Below are 15,665 nucleotides of genomic sequence, written 5' to 3' on the forward strand. Positions count from 1 at the left end.
GACCAGCTTGATCTGTATATGAATTTTATGATGGATAGGTATATTATGAGTTTGAGGATGTATGAGGCTTGGAATTGGTTGAATGATGATATTATTGAGTTCATTAGCATGATCATTGTGGAGGAGGATATGGCTAGGGGGAGGCTTTTGAGTCCGACTATTTTGGAGCTTAAGTATATGATTATGGTTAATAGGATGAAGCTTATTGTTAGATAGGGTAGGGATTGTAGGATTGATGTTGGGTCGTAATTGGTTGTGGGTGTTATGTTAAGATGTATCATATAGGACGTGCTTCCTTGTGTGGATATTTAGTTTGAAGCTTAGGATTTTCCTGCAATTTGGGCATAGGTGTAGGTATTTTGGTAGATCTTCTTGGGCGTATTGTATGGCTTTAGCCTCCTTTAATCCACTCATTAACCTATCGGTGATGCGGTTAAGTTGCTTTTCTGGTGCAAAGTAGTTTCCGCAGTTAATGCATTTTGAAAGTTCAATTGTGTTTGAAACTTTGAGTTCCGATTTATTGTTTGATGCTATTTCGAATTTAGTGGTTAAGGTTAATGCATCTTCAGGGCATACTTCGGCGCAACGCCTACAAAACACACACTTATTCAGATTGATGTTTAGATTGCGTTTACCCTCCGCATCCATGTATGTTAATGCACCGCTACTACATTGGCTAACGCATGCACTGCACCCAATACATTTATCTGCATTGAATTCAGGCACACCGCGCAGAGTTTCTGGAACACTACTATACTTCTCAACGCCAATACCAGCAGGATACTTAATTGTGTATGGTTTACTTAGAGCTTCAATGGCTCTCTTAAATGATTTGAGCAATTCATGCCACCCCCAAAATAAACCTGATGATTATGGAGAATATTATGGAGAATGCGGATAAAGGCCATAGGTACTTGATGGCCCATGAGACTGCTTGATCAATTCTAAATCTTGGGGCTATTGAGTGAACTATGGATATTATGAATGTGACTATGAAGCACTCCAATAGGAAGACTATGAAGTTGAATATTTGATTGTATATGCTTGTTGGTTGCAGTATAAGTCCCCCTGAAAGGAATAGGTTTACAAACAATCCAGTGAGGACTGATGTTAGAATGTATTTTGAGGATAATATTGTTGCTAGAAGTTTTCCGGAGTATTCTGTGTAGGGACCTGAAACTATCTCCACATCAGCTTCAGGTATTTCGAATGGGTTGAAGTGCAGTTTCCCAAGTACTGCAATTATGAAAACTAAGGCTGCGAAGGGATTTAGAAGAATTATTGGATAGGATTTCAGCTGAAAACTCATGATGCCGCCAATCGATAGTGAATTGGATATTATGGCTGAAGAGAATATTGATGAGAGCAATGAAACTTCAATTACAAGCATCAGCTCAGCCTCCCTCCTAGATCCAACAACACTCCAAGGTGATGATGACGACAAACCACCCAAAACCCAGAATAGGGATACACCAATTAAAATGTATGTTATGAAGATTATGCTGAGCGGATTATCTGCAAGCAAGCTTAAACCACCATAGGATATAAAGTACGTGGATAAAACTGCCAGGATGAGGCTTACTATTGGTGATGAAACAAATAAACCTTTACGTGCACTTTTAGGTATAATCGTCTCCTTAAACATAAGTTTCAAAACATCGTAGAGGGGTTGTAAAACCCTACTTGAACCTAAAAGCCCCCTCAACTCACCATGCATTGAAAGTAGTGGTCCAAGCCTATACTGACTCCTAGCATAAATCTTCCTAATCTCATAATTGAGCAAGACTCCAAGTATGAAGCATAACACTGGAATAAATATTATTGCTAGGAGCACAACCATCACCCCCTCCAACCCTTAAACGCGAGATTCTTAAATTCATCACCACTCAGAGTCCACTGCTCCCCCCTCTTGGAATCAACTATCATTACACGATCTGTGCATGAGAAGCATGGGTCAACGCTACCAATAATTATTGGTGCATCTGCAAGTCTACAACCTTTAAGCATGAATTTGAGGGCTGCAATATTACGGTAGCTTGGAGTTCTAATCCTAACAGTGTGCGGTATATCCATACCATTCGAAATTACGTAGTAGACTAATTCACCCCTAGGAGCTTCAACCTTACTTAAAGCTTCACCCTCAGGGAATGGTTTAAGTTCTGAAGTAGCTACCGGTCCACCAACATTCTTCAACCTATCAACACATTGTAGACATATATCTATGGATACAAGGGTTTCCTTAACTCTAACCATAACCCTTGAAAGCACATCCCCAGCCTCCTCAACCACAACATCCCAACTTATATGCCCCTCATCATAGAATGAGTATGGACTATCCCTTCTAACATCAATCTTCCATCCACTAGCCCTAGCAGTTGGCCCTACAGCTCCAGCCTCCCTAGCATCACTTAGAGGCATGACACCTACACCCTCAGTCCTACGCCTAACAATGCTATGTGAAGCTATATCTTCAGCTAGTTTTTTGAAATCCCTCTTAACTTCAAACAGTTTACTTTCAACTTTACTAAGCTGCTCCTTAGTGACATCGAATCTTACGCCGCCAATACTCATGGAATCTGCATGAACCCTATTGCCCGATAGCAATTCAATGCAATCCTGTATTGGCTCCCTAATCTTCCAAGCCCACATGAGCAAAGTTTTAAAGCCAATCAAGTCTCCTGCAACGCCAAGCCATAGGAGGTGGCTATGTATCCTATTCAACTCAGCCATTAAAACCCTAATATACTCAGCCCTCTCAGGGACATTTACCCCAAGAATGCGTTCCACAGCATTAACGAAAGCCAATTGATGTGGAACACTACATATACCACATATCCTACCAACAAGGAATAGGTCACGCCAAAAAGTCCTACTCTCAGCCAACTTCATTATTCCACGATGATTCAAACCAACCTTAATATCCACATCAACAACATCTTCACCATCAACGAATAACTTGAAGAATCCACCTTCAAGCATTGCCGGATGATATGGACCTATGGGTAGAGTGACTTGCTTAACCCCAGCCTTAGATTCACTGGAACTCTCAACTGGGTTAGGCCACTCAAAGGGGAGGAAGATGTGTCTAGGGTCGGGGTGACCATCAAACTCAACTCCAAGGAGCTCCATAGTCTCCCTCTCAGCCCAATTAGCTTGATAAGTCAATTGTGCAACTGATGGAAACCTTGCTGGTTCACCATCACCATAAGCATACAATATTACATGGGCATGCCTATCTATATGTTCAAGACTGTAGATGTGCATGAGCCTAATACCATCAAAACCCATGTCTGAAGCTGTGACATGGACAATTCTAGAGCCCATGGAAAGCATGTATTTAGCTGCATCCAGAAGCCTGTTCGGACTGGTCTTAACACGTACATGCTTACCCCCACAACCATAACCAGTAATCTCAAAATCAGGTTTAAGGATATTTCCAAGCTCATTTAAAACATCATTTAAACTCTTCATCCCAGATCACCATAAATCTATAAATTTAAACATAACATCATTATGGATGGATACTCCATAGGCTAGAAAGCCATGATACATTATACCAATTATAATTGATATTAAAGCTAAGAGGATTATGGAGGTAAACATTAAATCTGGTTTCTCCCTAAAAACGCCACTACCCCTAGCTGAAGCCACAACTATTCCGAGGAAAACACATAAAACTATTATTCCACTGAGGTATATCAAACCTTCATATATTGAGCTTGGAATACCGTAAAACTGATTGCCAGAATAAATAATTGATTCCATAACCATATGCTTACCATAATAACCTGAGAAGAATGGAAGTAAACCTGAAACACTTATTCCACCTAAAATGATCATGAGTGAAGTGATGGGCATGGATCTAGTTGCCATTGAAAGTTTAAGCCAATTCCTCTCATGGAAAGCCTTCACATACAAACCTGCAGATAGGAAGAGGAGTGCCTTAGCAATTGAATGTGCAAATAGGTATAATGTTGATCCAAAAATGCATAGATATGCTTCATAACCACTCATGGAAACACTTAAACCAATGGATGAACCTAGGAACCCCATACTCAAAATGCTACTGAAGGCTATAACCCTCTTAATATCCCTATCAATTATCATCCCCAACCCTCCAAGGACAATATTAATTAAACCTGAAATGGTTATGAAAGCCCCCACATCCATTGAAATTATTGGTGAAAGTGAGTAAACGTATTTCAATATTGGGATATATGCAGACTCTATTATTACACCTGAAAGCATTGCACTAACTGGTGAAGGTGCTTCCGAGTGAACTAATGGAAGCCATAGGAGTGCGAGTGGAGATGTGCCAGCCTTAATTCCAAAACCTAAAAGAATTAAGTAAGAGGCCAATTTGAAATTCCAACCATAAATCCCATATCTACTCAACCTATAAACATCCAGTAGATCGAAGTGTAAACCATAACCATTGATGAGGAGGCATACCCCAATTATTATTAGAATAGACTCTAAAATCGACATGGCCAAATACACTATAACTGAAATAACAGCTCTACCCCTACGTTCACCATACAAAACTAGAATTGCGCTTAACGCTGTGGAGGCTTCAAGGAAGAATAGCATGTAAATCAAATTGCTAGATGAAACCAGCCCAATTAGTGTCGCTAATAGAATTGGTATAATTGCAAAGTACAATCTAAATCTACCATTCAATTCAGAATCGAAATATTTGATTGAGTATAATGTTGATATTAAACCAACAATCAATATAACCTCACACATAGCATAAATAAGGAAATCCGTAAACAATTTCGATTCCAGCTCAGCTAATCCAGCTGCTAATATTCCTGCTAATGGTATGGCGTTAACAATTAATGAGGAGAATATCAATAGTGTGGAGAGGTGTATGGAATATTTTGATTTAAATGCTGAAATTATTAGCGATGATAAGAATAGAAGTGCATATGTCAATATGAAGTTAATGCTCACCCTTCTCACTCTCCATGAATGGTAGATTAAATATGTAGATTTCATCCATATGGATGTATGGAGGTTTAGCTAAACCACACATGAAAACTGAATCCAAATCTACATTACGTGATTGAAGCCATGGAATTAAAACTATGAATGTCAAATAGAATATTGAAGTTGAAGCTAACTCAACTAGGAATAATGTTAGAATGATATCTGATGTTAAGGGTACAATCCAAAATCCAATGGCTAACAATACCAATGATGTTATTAGGGGGATGTACATGTACTTCAACTTCATTTAACCACCCCACACCTCTCACGTAGGATGCTGATTGCCTTAACAACACCATTTATTATGGCTTCAGGTTTTGGTGGGCATCCAGATACAAAGACATCCACTGGGATAACCTTATCTGCTCCACCAAGGATTGCATAAGTTTCTCCACCCTCAACATCATTGAATATTCCACCAGAACAGGCACATGAGCCTATGGCGACAACAACCTTTGGGTTTGGAACTTGCATATAAACTCTCTTCATGAATGGTGCAATATGCTTTGTAACTGGACCTGTAACTATTAGGATGTCTGCATGCCTTGGAGATGTAACCAATTTAATCCCAAATCTCTCAACATCAAATCTTGGGGTTAATGCTGCAACAAGTTCAATGTCGCATCCATTACATCCACCGGCATGTAAATGGTAAACCCATGGTGAATATGTGAACATCTTCTGTTTAAACCCCATTTAACCCACCAACCTACCAATTATGTTTTCAGTTGAAATTGCATGTGTATTTAAGCCGAAACTTTCTGGCTTAATTCCAAAACTTAAAGCTAAGAGTTCACTTAAATGTAACACTGGAATCCCATATTCTAATCCTTCATCTTTGAATGTTAATTGGGCTTTCTCAAATTGATCGTAGCATGCTGGGCATGCAACTACAATTGCATTTGCACCTGAATTCTTTATGGCATCAAGCTTCCACTTAGTCCTCTCCCTCATAGCCTTATCCACTGAGTATAGCATTAATGGGTATCCACAGCAAACACGCTCCAAACCATAATCAACGATCTCAACATTCAAAGCCTTCACAATTTCCCTAAGATACTTGGCGCCCCTCTCATCACTCATCTTATATAATTTGCATCCTGGGTGAAGTGCAATTTTAAGCCAACTTAAATCCACATTAACATTGCTTCTAATAGCATTTAAACCAACATCCTCAAATAATACTTCAGTATAATGTTTAACTTTAATAGTCCCATTAAATTTTAATCCAAACCCCTTAAGATTCCCATTAATCTTCTCCCTTAAATCACTTGACTCAATAAGCTTCTCCCTAGCTTCATGCAGAGACTCCCAACACCCATTACACATCACAATTATATCCCTCCCAACGGCTTCAGCTAAGGATAGGTTTCTAGCAGCCACAGTTAACCATAAATCTTCATCCACAAGTCTAGCTATTTCTGGAACTGGGCAGCATGAAGCTCCATTTATATCGAGAAGGTTGATTCCAAGTTTACTGGATATGGCTCTCATGGATGATTCAGCAAATGGCTGCATTGCAGGTATATAGCATCCTAGGAATAGGCTGTATTCAAGCATGTGGATACCTCCAACCTAATATTTGAAATCCCTCCTATCAAAGTCAAATCCAATCTTCCTACCAGCACCAATCGATTTAATGAGATTGAACATTTGATTCACATATTCAGTGTTGCTATATGCTGTTGGGGGTATGCTTGGCAAACCAATCCTACTCCTAGTCCTTTGCATATATCTAGAAAGCATTGGAACATGACCGGTTCTAAGTATACTCCTAATTGGAGATTTAAGTGAATCCTGTAATCCCACAATATCCTTCCTTAATGGGTAAATTTTACCTTCGCTGGAGCTCATGATCTCACCCTCTCCAAAACCTCCCTCCTAGGTAATACTTGAAGTGCACCAGTACTACAATACTTTGCACATAGAAATTCACCTTTACATGCATCGCATTTAACGCTAACCCTCAACTTATCATCGAAAAATGGTATTGAGATGGGGCATGCATAATTACAACTTCTACAACCAATACATAGAGCTGGATTTATTAATACAAAGCCTGTTACAGTATCCTTACTTATAGCTTTAGGTTCCACTGGACATGCAGCCATACAAAATGGGTCTTGACAATGACTGCAGTAATTATTTATGAAAAGTGGATTCCCCTCAGGGTTTAATGCCACCATCAAGTATGCCTTCGAAATATCAATTACCCCATAATGCTTGTATGAGCAAACCTCCATGCAATATAGGCATCCTGAACATTTATTTGGATCGTAGAAGAGCACTTTCTGTTCTTCTAAATTCAAGGTGCATGCCCCACAACAATTTTTCACTGCTGATACTTAGAGTACTCCTCGGCAGTTAAAAGTTCATCCTTCTCCTCTTCCCACTTTGTTGGTTGAATTATAACTAGCCATCCAGCTCCATATGGATCTACATTAACAAGTGATGGTTGCTTTAAAACCCTCTCATTAACTTGCTTTATAACACCACTAACTGGGGATATAAGGTCGCTGGTGGCTTTAGTGGACTCTATAACTCCGAATGGCTCGTACTGTGAAACTGTTGTGCCAACATTCTCTAATCTAATTCTCCTAACGGTCTTCAGCATCTTTTGTGCATAATCTGTTATCCCAACCCTAACAGTACCATCTGGTAGAAGTTCAGCCCATGTATGGTCTGGAATGTAATATATGCCTTCACGCAAAACATAACTCTTACTCATACCCACACACCTGGCAAAATAAGATTATATTTGACTTCTTAAATAGTTTACCATAGACCACTATGGATAAATCTAGGTGGTATTTAAAAAAAGGTTTAAATTGGGAATATTGGTATGGCTTTGGAGAGAACCTTTTCCCCTCTATATTCTGGTAGTAGCATTGGTGAACGCCTATCCCTTGGGACACCAATCTTCTCAAGCTCCTCAACATATCTGGGTATGTGGTTCAATGTTAACTTCCCCGGGCTAACACCACTCTTAACATACTTTGCAGCTGAAATACCAGCCCTCCTACCATAAACTAGAATTTCTAGTAGTGAATTGCCCATAAGCCTATTTTTCCCATGAACTCCACCCGTAACTTCCCCAGCTGCAAAGAAACCTTCAATGATCCCATTGACGCCTAAAACTTGTCCATACTTGTTTATACATACACCTCCATTCATGTAGTGTAGGGTTGGGAAGACGAGTATAGGCTCTTTTGTGACATCTATACCGAACCTTGCATACATCCTATAAACTGAGGATAGATACCTCTTAGTAGCGCCTTCGCCTCTAACAATGTCCACCATTGGAGTGTCAAGCCAAACCCCTCTAACCCCAGTCGGTGTAATTACGCCTTTATTCCTACCATAACACTCCCTTATTATCGCAGCTGAAACAGCATCCCTAGTTTCAAGTGGATATACGAATTGTTCACCATCAATGTTAACTAGCTGTGCACCCATGGATCTAACCTTCTCAGTTATGAGCAATCCAAGTATCTGATCTGGATATGCTGCACCTGTTGGATGGTATTGTGTGGCGTCTAGATCCCTTAGCTTTGCCCCAACCCTATAAGCTAGGACTACTCCATCCATTGTGGCTCCATAGTGGTTTGTGGTTGGAAAGTTTTGTATGTGTAGTCTACCATAACCTCCAGTAGCTAAGATTACGGTTTTAGCTCTAGCAACATAATACTCCTTCGTCTCCATATTCCATAAGATTGCACCTGTAACCCTATTTCCATAATCATCTGTTAGCAACTCTATTGCTGGGGAGAATTCCAACACATTTATCCCCCTATTTAAAGCTTCATCCATCAATACACGCATAATTTCAAGTCCAGTGTAATCTTTACATGAATGCATCCTATTCCTAGATGCACCTCCACCTGAAACTTCAATCATAGTTCCATCAGGCTCCTTATCAAATATCACGCCCAAATCCTCAAGCCACTTTATTATGAATGGTGCATCTCTAACAAGCTCCCTAACGAGCTCAGGGTCGTTTGCATACAGTCCACCACCCATAATGTCTAGGAAATGTCTTGCAGGACTATCATTCGGTCTATCCGCAGCTTGTATGCCACCTTGAGCCATCTTGGTATTTGCATCCCCAAACCTAAGCTTTGTAGCTATGAGAATATTCTCTGCAGGTATACCTTCAATGTTAGCCCATATGGCTGCAGAAGTCCCTGCACCCCCACTTCCAATTACAAGTATATCCACATCGTAATCTATCCTACTTAAATCTATATCCTTAGGATCTATTAGTGGGTAGGCTTCAATGAGATTTGCAACTTCATGTGGAACCATTAATCCAGCGCTTGGACCGATCTTTATGGGTCTCTTAGTCCCCTCCTTATAATCTGGATGCCAAACTTTGAGGAGCTCCATCCTCTCATCTGGGCTAAGCCGTCTATACCTCTCCTTAAGCCTCCTCTCCCTAGTCTCCTCCACAATCTTAATGTATTCCCTCATGTAATCTGGATACCCAACCTTTTGAGACATAATCTACCCCTCTACCTCCTCAATATCCCTACTATCATACAACTTCTTCAATTCAGCAAGATTCATTTTAACCAGTCTATCAAGTTCCATATCAAACTTCCCCTCCTCTATCTCCTTAACCCTAATTTCAAGATGCTTGGCTTTTGGAGCGATGTACTTGCCATAGAGCCTCCTAACCAACTGGAATACGTGGTAATGGATTATTTCAGCTGGACACCTAATGCTACATAACCCACATGAAATGCAATCAAAGCATAACTCAGCGGCTTTAGCTATATCCCCCCTCTTAATCATCTGTATTGCATCCATAACTTGCAATTCCTGTGGACATGCCTTAGTACATGCATTGCATGCAACACACCTAGCTACTTCTGGATACAATGCCAATACAGTTGCACCCGTAGGCTTTAACTCCTCAATATTATACTTAACCTTCTCTGCTGGTGCAAAGGGTATTTGAACAAGATACATTCCATCTTGAACTGTTGTCTGGCATGCTAGAGCTGTGTAGAGTCTATAATCCCCCTTAAGCCTATATATCGTTGCACATGCACCGCAGAATCCACCCCTACAACCAGCACCCCTAATATACTGGTATCCAGCATACTCAACAGCCTTCATTATAGTTATCCCAGCAGGAACCTCATACTCCTTACCCATAATATATATTTTCACGGTCTTCTTAAGCTCAGTTTGACCCGCCATTTTCACCCACCACCAATTTTACTCTTAAAGATGGAAAGGGTTTCTTGGGATAGTTTTTCGTCGAGGCCCATGGCATAAGCCATCAACTCAGTGAAATATATTGTTGGTATATTAAATTTGTTTCTAACGATATTTAAGTTGTAATGGCAAAGTGGACATGCAGTTATTATCATGTCTGCACCCCACCTCCCAGCAGCTCTAACTATCTCCCCAACAGTCCTCTCAACCATACTCCTATCATAAACCACATTATAAGAACCACAACACCTCTTCTCATATGGGAATTTAATGGGCTTAGCGCCTAAACTGGAGATAAGATCTGATAATATATGTGGATCTTCAGGGTCATCTATACCAATACCCTTAGGTCTAAGTAGCGAGCAACTATAGAATGATGCAACCTTTAATTTGCTTAAATCCCTCTTAACAGCCCCCCCAACCTTCTTTAAACCTATAATATTATCATCCAATATTATTTCAAGCACATGCTTAACATCCACACCACAATTATATCTAGGCTCATCATCCATGTACTTACTTAGATTGTCAAGCTTCTCAGGATCACTTGTAACGATCTCATTAACCTTCTTCAATGTACTATAACACATGGAGCATAGGGTTATAAGCCTATTATCCCCAACCCTACCCATAAATTCTTGAGCCCTTACAAGATCCCTCAGTGGAGCAACATGTTGCATAACTGCATCAGCAGAATACTCATACACTACGCCACAACAATTCCATCTATCCAGCTCCACGAGCTCCACATCAAAAAGCTTCAAAACTGCAATTGCGGAATCCTCATAGCTTTTAGCATAATCCTTAACTGAACAGCCAGGGTAATACATGAACTTCAACCACGATCACCCCGTAAGCTTCCTTGAAGCTGATATCAGAGCTATTTGAGGTAAATCCCCAAGCCCCTTAACCCTCCTCAAATCCACTGGATAAATGTTTTTACGTTGAACAATGGTTCTAAGGACATTTATCATTCTAGCTGGATCTATATCCCTCGGACACCTAACACTACAAGTATTACATGAAGCACAAACCCAAATGGTTTTGCAATTCAAAACCTCAGGCATATCGAGTTGAATCATCCTTATAACTTGATGTGGAGGAACATCCATATCCTTAATCATTGGACAACTACCACTACAAATACCACATTGAATACATAGGTATGGATTCTTCCCACTCAACTCATAAACAGTTTGAGGTAAACCTCTAAACATGACTACACCCCCCTAAACCTTAATCCTCCCCCTATCCTCAACACTCAATGGGCCAAGCTTCTCCACAATGGATATAAGATCACCTAAATCCTTCACAAGCCTCTCAGCCATATCGACGGCTATGGTGTCAAATTTAAGCCTCCTAGCATCAATCCTATATTTCCTCATTTGGGATCTAGCCTCCCTAATAACATCATTAATTACATCTAAAACTTTGGGATGGTATGGTGATGCCCCCTCAAGGCAGTCTCCAATGAAAACTCCATCAGCACCATACTTGAATGCACTCAATATTATTTTTGGTGTAAGCCTACTTGCACTTGGAACAGTTATAACCCTAACCCTACTATCATAGGTAAGCCTACTGGTACCTGCAAGATCTGCAGCCCTATAAGTGCAGGAGTCATCGAAGAATGCTATAACTCTAATTTCACCATCCCTCTTACTCTTAAGAGCCCCCTCAATCTGACTTAAAATTTGCTTCTCACTGTAATGCTTCAATTCAATAGCCCCCCTTGGGCAGTATGGTATGCAACTTCCACAACCAACACATAGAGCTTCACTAATATGCGCTTTACCATCCACCATACTTATAGCCCCCAGCGGACACTTATCAACGCAGATTCCACAACCATTACATGATTCATCAATTACATAGGCTTTTATTGGCTCTATAAGTATCCTACCTTGACTTATAAGTCTAAGAGTTCTCCCAGCAGCTGCACTGGCTTGAGCCACACTATCAGCTATATCCTTAGGTCCCTGTGCACATCCACATATGAAAACCCCCTCCCTAAGCGTATCCACAGGCCTATACTTTGGGTGAGCTTCAAGTAGGAATCCATCTGGACCTATATTCAACTTAAGCTTCTTAGCTAAATCCTCAGTTCCACGTGATGGAACTAAACCCACAGATAAAACCACAAGATCAAATTCATCTTCAATAAATCTTCCAGTCAATGTATCTTCAGCCCTAACTATAAGCCTACCACTTACGGGATCCTCAATGACTTCACTAACCTTCCCCCTAACGAATTTAACACCTAAATCCTGTGCCCTCATATAGTATTCTTCAAACCCCTTACCATAAGCTCTAATATCAATGTAGAATAAAGTTATATCCCTAGTTACATCTTGCCTCTTCAATGTCATAGCCTGCTTAATAGTGTACATGCAGCAAACCCTCGAACATCCAGGTCTACCAATCTGCTCATCCCTAGAACCCACACAATGTATGAATGCAATCTTCCGGGCAAGTTGACCATCAGATAACCTAATAACCTTACCACCAGTTGGACCTACTGGCATGACCATCCTCTCCAATTGTGGCGCTATTATAACATTCTTGTATACTCCATAACCATACTGTTTAAGTTTAGTTGCATCGAAGGGCTCATAGCCAGTGGCAACTATTATTGCATCCACAACAATATCCAATATCCTCTCCTTATCATCGAAGTTTATAGCCTTCTGTGGGCAAACCCTCTCACAAACCCTACATATCCCCTTAGTTAAGTATAGGCAAGATTTTGGGTCTATGAGATACTTGTATGGAACAGCCATTTCATGTGGAACGTATATTGCCCTCCTACTTCTAAGACCATAATTGAATTCATCTGGTGCAGATGCAGGGCATTTTGATGCACATATCCCACAAGCAACACATTTACTCATATCAACATATCTTGGTTTAACCTTAACCTTAACGTGGAAATCACCCACACTCCCACTAACATCCTCAACTTCACTGTAAGTCATTAATGTAATGTTTGGATGATTATAGACTGCAGCCATTTTTGGTGAGAGTATGCAGAGGGAGCAATCGTCAGTTGGGAATGTGTAACTTAACTGAGCCATCCTACCCCCAATTGTGGGTTCCCTCTCAACCAAGTAAACTTTACAACCGGAATCAGCCAAATCCAATGCAGCCTGAATCCCAGCTATGCCAGCACCAATAACCATAACCCTATTCCCAACCTTAACCTCCCTCGCCTCTAGAGGTTCATTAAGCTTAACTTTACCAATAGCAGCCATTATCTGATCAATAGCTCTTCTAGTAGCCCCATCTGGATCGTTGGAGTGAACCCATGAATCCTGCTCCCTAATATTAACCATCTCAAACAAGTATGGGTTTAAACCAGAATCCTCGAGAAGCTTCATGAATGTTGGACCATGAAATTTTGGGGAACAAGCTGCAATGATAACCCTATTCAAATTATATCGTTTAATATCCTCCCTAATCTCCCTCTGACCAGCTTCAGAACATACATGCTCATTATCCCTAACTAGAACAACACCATCAACACCGCTAATGGCCTTCAGAACCTCACTTATCTTAACGACATTGGATATATTTCCACCACAATGACAAACATAGACGCCAATCCTAACATCATTAGCCATGATCCCGCCACCAGCATAGCAAGGGGAAACCTACTTAAACCAATATTCAACAATACAATTTATAAGTTTTGGTTAGGTAATATGGAAAACATTATCTATAGGCATTAAACCATAATGAAGTGTGAATTTATGGAAGCAGCAATATTCGATTTAGATGGAGTAATAGCGGATGTAAGTGGGAGAATTGAGAAAGCTTTAAGGGAGCTTGGCAAGGAAAACTTAAAGGAACTCTCAAGGGAAGATAGAAGGAGATTTTGGGAAATATTCCTAAACCCAGAACTACTGGAGCTGGATAAACCTAGGATGGATGTTATAGATTATATGAGGAAGATTAAGGATAAGGGGTTAAGGATAATCATAGTAACTGGAAGAACAATTAAACAGAAGAACGAAACTTTAAAGCAATTGAGCTCCTGGGGGGTTCCATACGATGAAATATACTTTAGGATGGCGGGGGATTTGAGGAAGGATTCCATCTACAAGAGGGAAGTGGTGAAGCTACTGCTAAGGAGGGGATATAGCATAGTTGAAGTGTGGGAGGATAGCGATGAAGTCATAAGAGAATTAAGAAAACTAATTCCAGATGCGAAAATAGTAAAAATTGAAAGCTAAATTATGATGTGCGGGTGATAACATGGATATAATAAGGTTAGGGGATGTGGAAAAATATGTTTATGGTGGAGCAGTTCTAGGTGGAGGTGGTGGAGGAAGCATAGAGGAGGGGGTTAAAATAGGTAGACTTGCAACACAAATATCGCCAATAAAACTTTTGGATGTAGATGAAATGCATGATGAAGAAAGTTTAGTAACAATATCGATGGTGGGAGTACAATCAAAGGGGGTTATACTACCATACCATCACATACGCATAATAGAGCTCATGAAAATGTTCAATGTGAATATTGATGGATTAATTGGAAGTGAATGTGGAGCCACAGCAGTAACACATGGATGGATACAAGCGGCAGTATATGGGAAACCTGTAATAGACTGCCCATGTGATGGGAGGGCACACCCCACTGGAGTTATGGGTGCCATGGGGCTACATAAAATAAGGGACTATAGAACGGTGCAAGCAGCATGTGGAGGCAAAGAGAATTTGGAGATAATTGTTAGTGGCAGTATAGAGGCAACTAGCAGAATCATTAGGCAATTCTCCATGGAAGCTGGTGGATGCGTAACTGTAGCAAGAAACCCAGTAAAAGTGGATTATGCAAAGAGGAATGGAGCTCCAGGAGCATTGAAACAAGCTTACAAAATAGGTGAAGCAATATTATCAGTGGATAAACCTGAAGATAGAATTGAATCTGCAATGAAGATATTAAATGGGAAGATTATCTGTAGAGGTGAAGTTAGGGGGAAGAGAATGGAAGTTGAAGGTGGATTTGATGTTGGATACATAGAAATTGTGGATGAGGGGAATGAGCTATACAAAGTGACATTCGTAAACGAATACATGAGTGTACATAAGTGGGATGAAACAGTAACAACATTCCCAAACCTAATAAACATATTCAGCCTAAAAACAGGGTTACCACTAAACTCAGCTGAAGTTAAACTTGAAGAACCAGTAGCCATAACAGTTGCAGATAAGAATGCAATAAAGATTGGTGAGGGATTAAGGGATAGAAAACTATATGAACCAATAAAAAGTATTATGAAGGATAAACTAGACTTAGAATTGGAATTCAAAATATAATTTAAAAAAAATGGGTTTATTTTTTGGTTTTCTTGTAATAGTCGTATCCAAGCAATGTACCAAGCAATATCAATGCAACCCATGGGAAGAACATCTTGTTTTCAGGTGCATATGGAGGTATACCTAGTAGG

General features: G+C 40.1%; 18 protein-coding genes. 3 read left to right on the forward strand and 15 right to left on the reverse strand.

The genetic code is table 11. The features are described 5' to 3' along the window. Positions 1-216, forward strand: a 216-nt coding sequence (locus MRT15_RS05315; protein WP_304328616.1) for a hypothetical protein, incomplete at its 5' end; no start/stop codon positions are given. 51 nt (positions 217-267) lie between these two features. Here the strand turns inward: MRT15_RS05315 and MRT15_RS05320 are convergent. The 15 genes from MRT15_RS05320 to MRT15_RS05390 form a co-directional block, all read right to left on the reverse strand. After that, positions 268-840 carry a 4Fe-4S binding protein gene (locus MRT15_RS05320; RefSeq protein WP_304328618.1) on the reverse strand — a complete coding sequence of 191 codons (573 nt, stop codon included), beginning with the start codon at positions 838-840 and terminating at the stop codon, positions 268-270. A 1-nt stretch (position 841) separates the two neighbouring features. Beyond that, positions 842-1,834: a complex I subunit 1 family protein gene (locus MRT15_RS05325; protein ID WP_304328619.1), complete on the reverse strand. Its 993-nt coding sequence runs from the start codon at positions 1,832-1,834 to the stop codon at positions 842-844. Between the two features lie 5 nt (positions 1,835-1,839). Continuing rightward, on the reverse strand, positions 1,840-3,471 hold the full coding sequence (locus MRT15_RS05330; RefSeq protein WP_304328620.1) for an NADH-quinone oxidoreductase subunit C: 1,632 nt from the start codon (positions 3,469-3,471) through the stop codon (positions 1,840-1,842). Positions 3,472-3,477: 6 nt separating this feature from the next. Next, entirely contained in the window at positions 3,478-4,956 is a 1,479-nt protein-coding gene (locus MRT15_RS05335) for a complex I subunit 5 family protein (RefSeq protein ID WP_304328621.1), read from the reverse strand. Beyond that, entirely contained in the window at positions 4,946-5,239 is a 294-nt protein-coding gene (locus tag MRT15_RS05340; protein ID WP_304328622.1) for a hypothetical protein, read from the reverse strand. The genes MRT15_RS05335 and MRT15_RS05340 overlap by 11 nt, the downstream gene beginning before the upstream one ends. Continuing rightward, positions 5,236-5,688 (reverse strand): NADH-quinone oxidoreductase subunit B family protein, encoded by a 453-nt coding sequence (locus tag MRT15_RS05345; RefSeq protein ID WP_304328623.1) that lies wholly within the window; start codon positions 5,686-5,688, stop codon positions 5,236-5,238. Before MRT15_RS05345 ends, MRT15_RS05340 begins: the two co-directional genes overlap by 4 nt. Beyond that, positions 5,689-6,552: a CoB--CoM heterodisulfide reductase iron-sulfur subunit B family protein gene (locus MRT15_RS05350; protein ID WP_304328624.1), complete on the reverse strand. Its 864-nt coding sequence runs from the start codon at positions 6,550-6,552 to the stop codon at positions 5,689-5,691. A gap of 15 nt (positions 6,553-6,567) precedes the next feature. After that, positions 6,568-6,846: a hypothetical protein gene (locus tag MRT15_RS05355; RefSeq protein WP_304328625.1), complete on the reverse strand. Its 279-nt coding sequence runs from the start codon at positions 6,844-6,846 to the stop codon at positions 6,568-6,570. Continuing rightward, positions 6,843-7,301 carry a 4Fe-4S dicluster domain-containing protein gene (locus tag MRT15_RS05360; RefSeq protein ID WP_304328626.1) on the reverse strand — a complete coding sequence of 153 codons (459 nt, stop codon included), beginning with the start codon at positions 7,299-7,301 and terminating at the stop codon, positions 6,843-6,845. Before MRT15_RS05360 ends, MRT15_RS05355 begins: the two co-directional genes overlap by 4 nt. Positions 7,302-7,324: 23 nt before the next feature. Then, on the reverse strand, positions 7,325-7,720 hold the full coding sequence (locus MRT15_RS05365) for a glycine cleavage system protein H (RefSeq protein ID WP_304328627.1): 396 nt from the start codon (positions 7,718-7,720) through the stop codon (positions 7,325-7,327). A gap of 95 nt (positions 7,721-7,815) precedes the next feature. Continuing rightward, on the reverse strand, positions 7,816-9,492 hold the full coding sequence (locus MRT15_RS05370; RefSeq protein ID WP_304328628.1) for an FAD-binding protein: 1,677 nt from the start codon (positions 9,490-9,492) through the stop codon (positions 7,816-7,818). Positions 9,493-9,495: 3 nt separating this feature from the next. Then, positions 9,496-10,197 carry a 4Fe-4S dicluster domain-containing protein gene (locus MRT15_RS05375; RefSeq protein WP_304328629.1) on the reverse strand — a complete coding sequence of 234 codons (702 nt, stop codon included), beginning with the start codon at positions 10,195-10,197 and terminating at the stop codon, positions 9,496-9,498. A gap of 2 nt (positions 10,198-10,199) precedes the next feature. Continuing rightward, positions 10,200-11,045: a CoB--CoM heterodisulfide reductase iron-sulfur subunit B family protein gene (locus MRT15_RS05380; RefSeq protein ID WP_304328634.1), complete on the reverse strand. Its 846-nt coding sequence runs from the start codon at positions 11,043-11,045 to the stop codon at positions 10,200-10,202. A gap of 15 nt (positions 11,046-11,060) precedes the next feature. Beyond that, the gene (locus tag MRT15_RS05385; RefSeq protein WP_304328630.1) at positions 11,061-11,432 is read right to left on the reverse strand and encodes a 4Fe-4S dicluster domain-containing protein; all 372 of its coding nucleotides are present in this window, start codon (positions 11,430-11,432) and stop codon (positions 11,061-11,063) included. 12 nt (positions 11,433-11,444) lie between these two features. Then, on the reverse strand, positions 11,445-13,835 hold the full coding sequence (locus MRT15_RS05390) for a hydrogenase iron-sulfur subunit (protein ID WP_304328631.1): 2,391 nt from the start codon (positions 13,833-13,835) through the stop codon (positions 11,445-11,447). A gap of 129 nt (positions 13,836-13,964) precedes the next feature. Here MRT15_RS05390 and MRT15_RS05395 point away from each other — a divergent pair, with 129 nt between their 5' ends. Together MRT15_RS05395 and MRT15_RS05400 are read left to right on the forward strand one after the other, a co-directional pair. Further along, positions 13,965-14,447 (forward strand): HAD family acid phosphatase, encoded by a 483-nt coding sequence (locus tag MRT15_RS05395; protein ID WP_304328632.1) that lies wholly within the window; start codon positions 13,965-13,967, stop codon positions 14,445-14,447. Between the two features lie 22 nt (positions 14,448-14,469). Then, on the forward strand, positions 14,470-15,534 hold the full coding sequence (locus MRT15_RS05400; protein ID WP_304328633.1) for a DUF917 family protein: 1,065 nt from the start codon (positions 14,470-14,472) through the stop codon (positions 15,532-15,534). Positions 15,535-15,665: the final 131 nt, after the last annotated feature.

Origin of the sequence: Candidatus Culexarchaeum yellowstonense (assembly GCF_024707025.1) — an archaeon.
GTDB lineage: Archaea > Thermoproteota > Methanomethylicia > Culexarchaeales > Culexarchaeaceae > Culexarchaeum.

Excerpts from the sequence above, each read along its gene's own strand:
- MRT15_RS05330 (WP_304328620.1), bottom strand. The coding sequence starts at position 3,471 with ATGAAGAGTTTAAATGATGTTTTAAATGAGCTTGGAAATATCCTTAAA.
- MRT15_RS05340 (WP_304328622.1), bottom strand. The coding sequence starts at position 5,239 with ATGAAGTTGAAGTACATGTACATCCCCCTAATAACATCATTGGTATTG.
- MRT15_RS05345 (WP_304328623.1), bottom strand. The coding sequence starts at position 5,688 with ATGGGGTTTAAACAGAAGATGTTCACATATTCACCATGGGTTTACCAT.
- MRT15_RS05350 (WP_304328624.1), bottom strand. The coding sequence starts at position 6,552 with ATGCTTGAATACAGCCTATTCCTAGGATGCTATATACCTGCAATGCAG.
- MRT15_RS05355 (WP_304328625.1), bottom strand. The coding sequence starts at position 6,846 with ATGAGCTCCAGCGAAGGTAAAATTTACCCATTAAGGAAGGATATTGTG.
- MRT15_RS05365 (WP_304328627.1), bottom strand. The coding sequence starts at position 7,720 with ATGAGTAAGAGTTATGTTTTGCGTGAAGGCATATATTACATTCCAGAC.
- MRT15_RS05370 (WP_304328628.1), bottom strand. The coding sequence starts at position 9,492 with ATGTCTCAAAAGGTTGGGTATCCAGATTACATGAGGGAATACATTAAG.
- MRT15_RS05375 (WP_304328629.1), bottom strand. The coding sequence starts at position 10,197 with ATGGCGGGTCAAACTGAGCTTAAGAAGACCGTGAAAATATATATTATG.
- MRT15_RS05380 (WP_304328634.1), bottom strand. The coding sequence starts at position 11,045 with ATGTATTACCCTGGCTGTTCAGTTAAGGATTATGCTAAAAGCTATGAG.
- MRT15_RS05385 (WP_304328630.1), bottom strand. The coding sequence starts at position 11,432 with ATGTTTAGAGGTTTACCTCAAACTGTTTATGAGTTGAGTGGGAAGAAT.
- MRT15_RS05390 (WP_304328631.1), bottom strand. The coding sequence starts at position 13,835 with ATGGCTAATGATGTTAGGATTGGCGTCTATGTTTGTCATTGTGGTGGA.
- MRT15_RS05395 (WP_304328632.1), top strand. The coding sequence starts at position 13,965 with ATGGAAGCAGCAATATTCGATTTAGATGGAGTAATAGCGGATGTAAGT.
- MRT15_RS05400 (WP_304328633.1), top strand. The coding sequence starts at position 14,470 with ATGGATATAATAAGGTTAGGGGATGTGGAAAAATATGTTTATGGTGGA.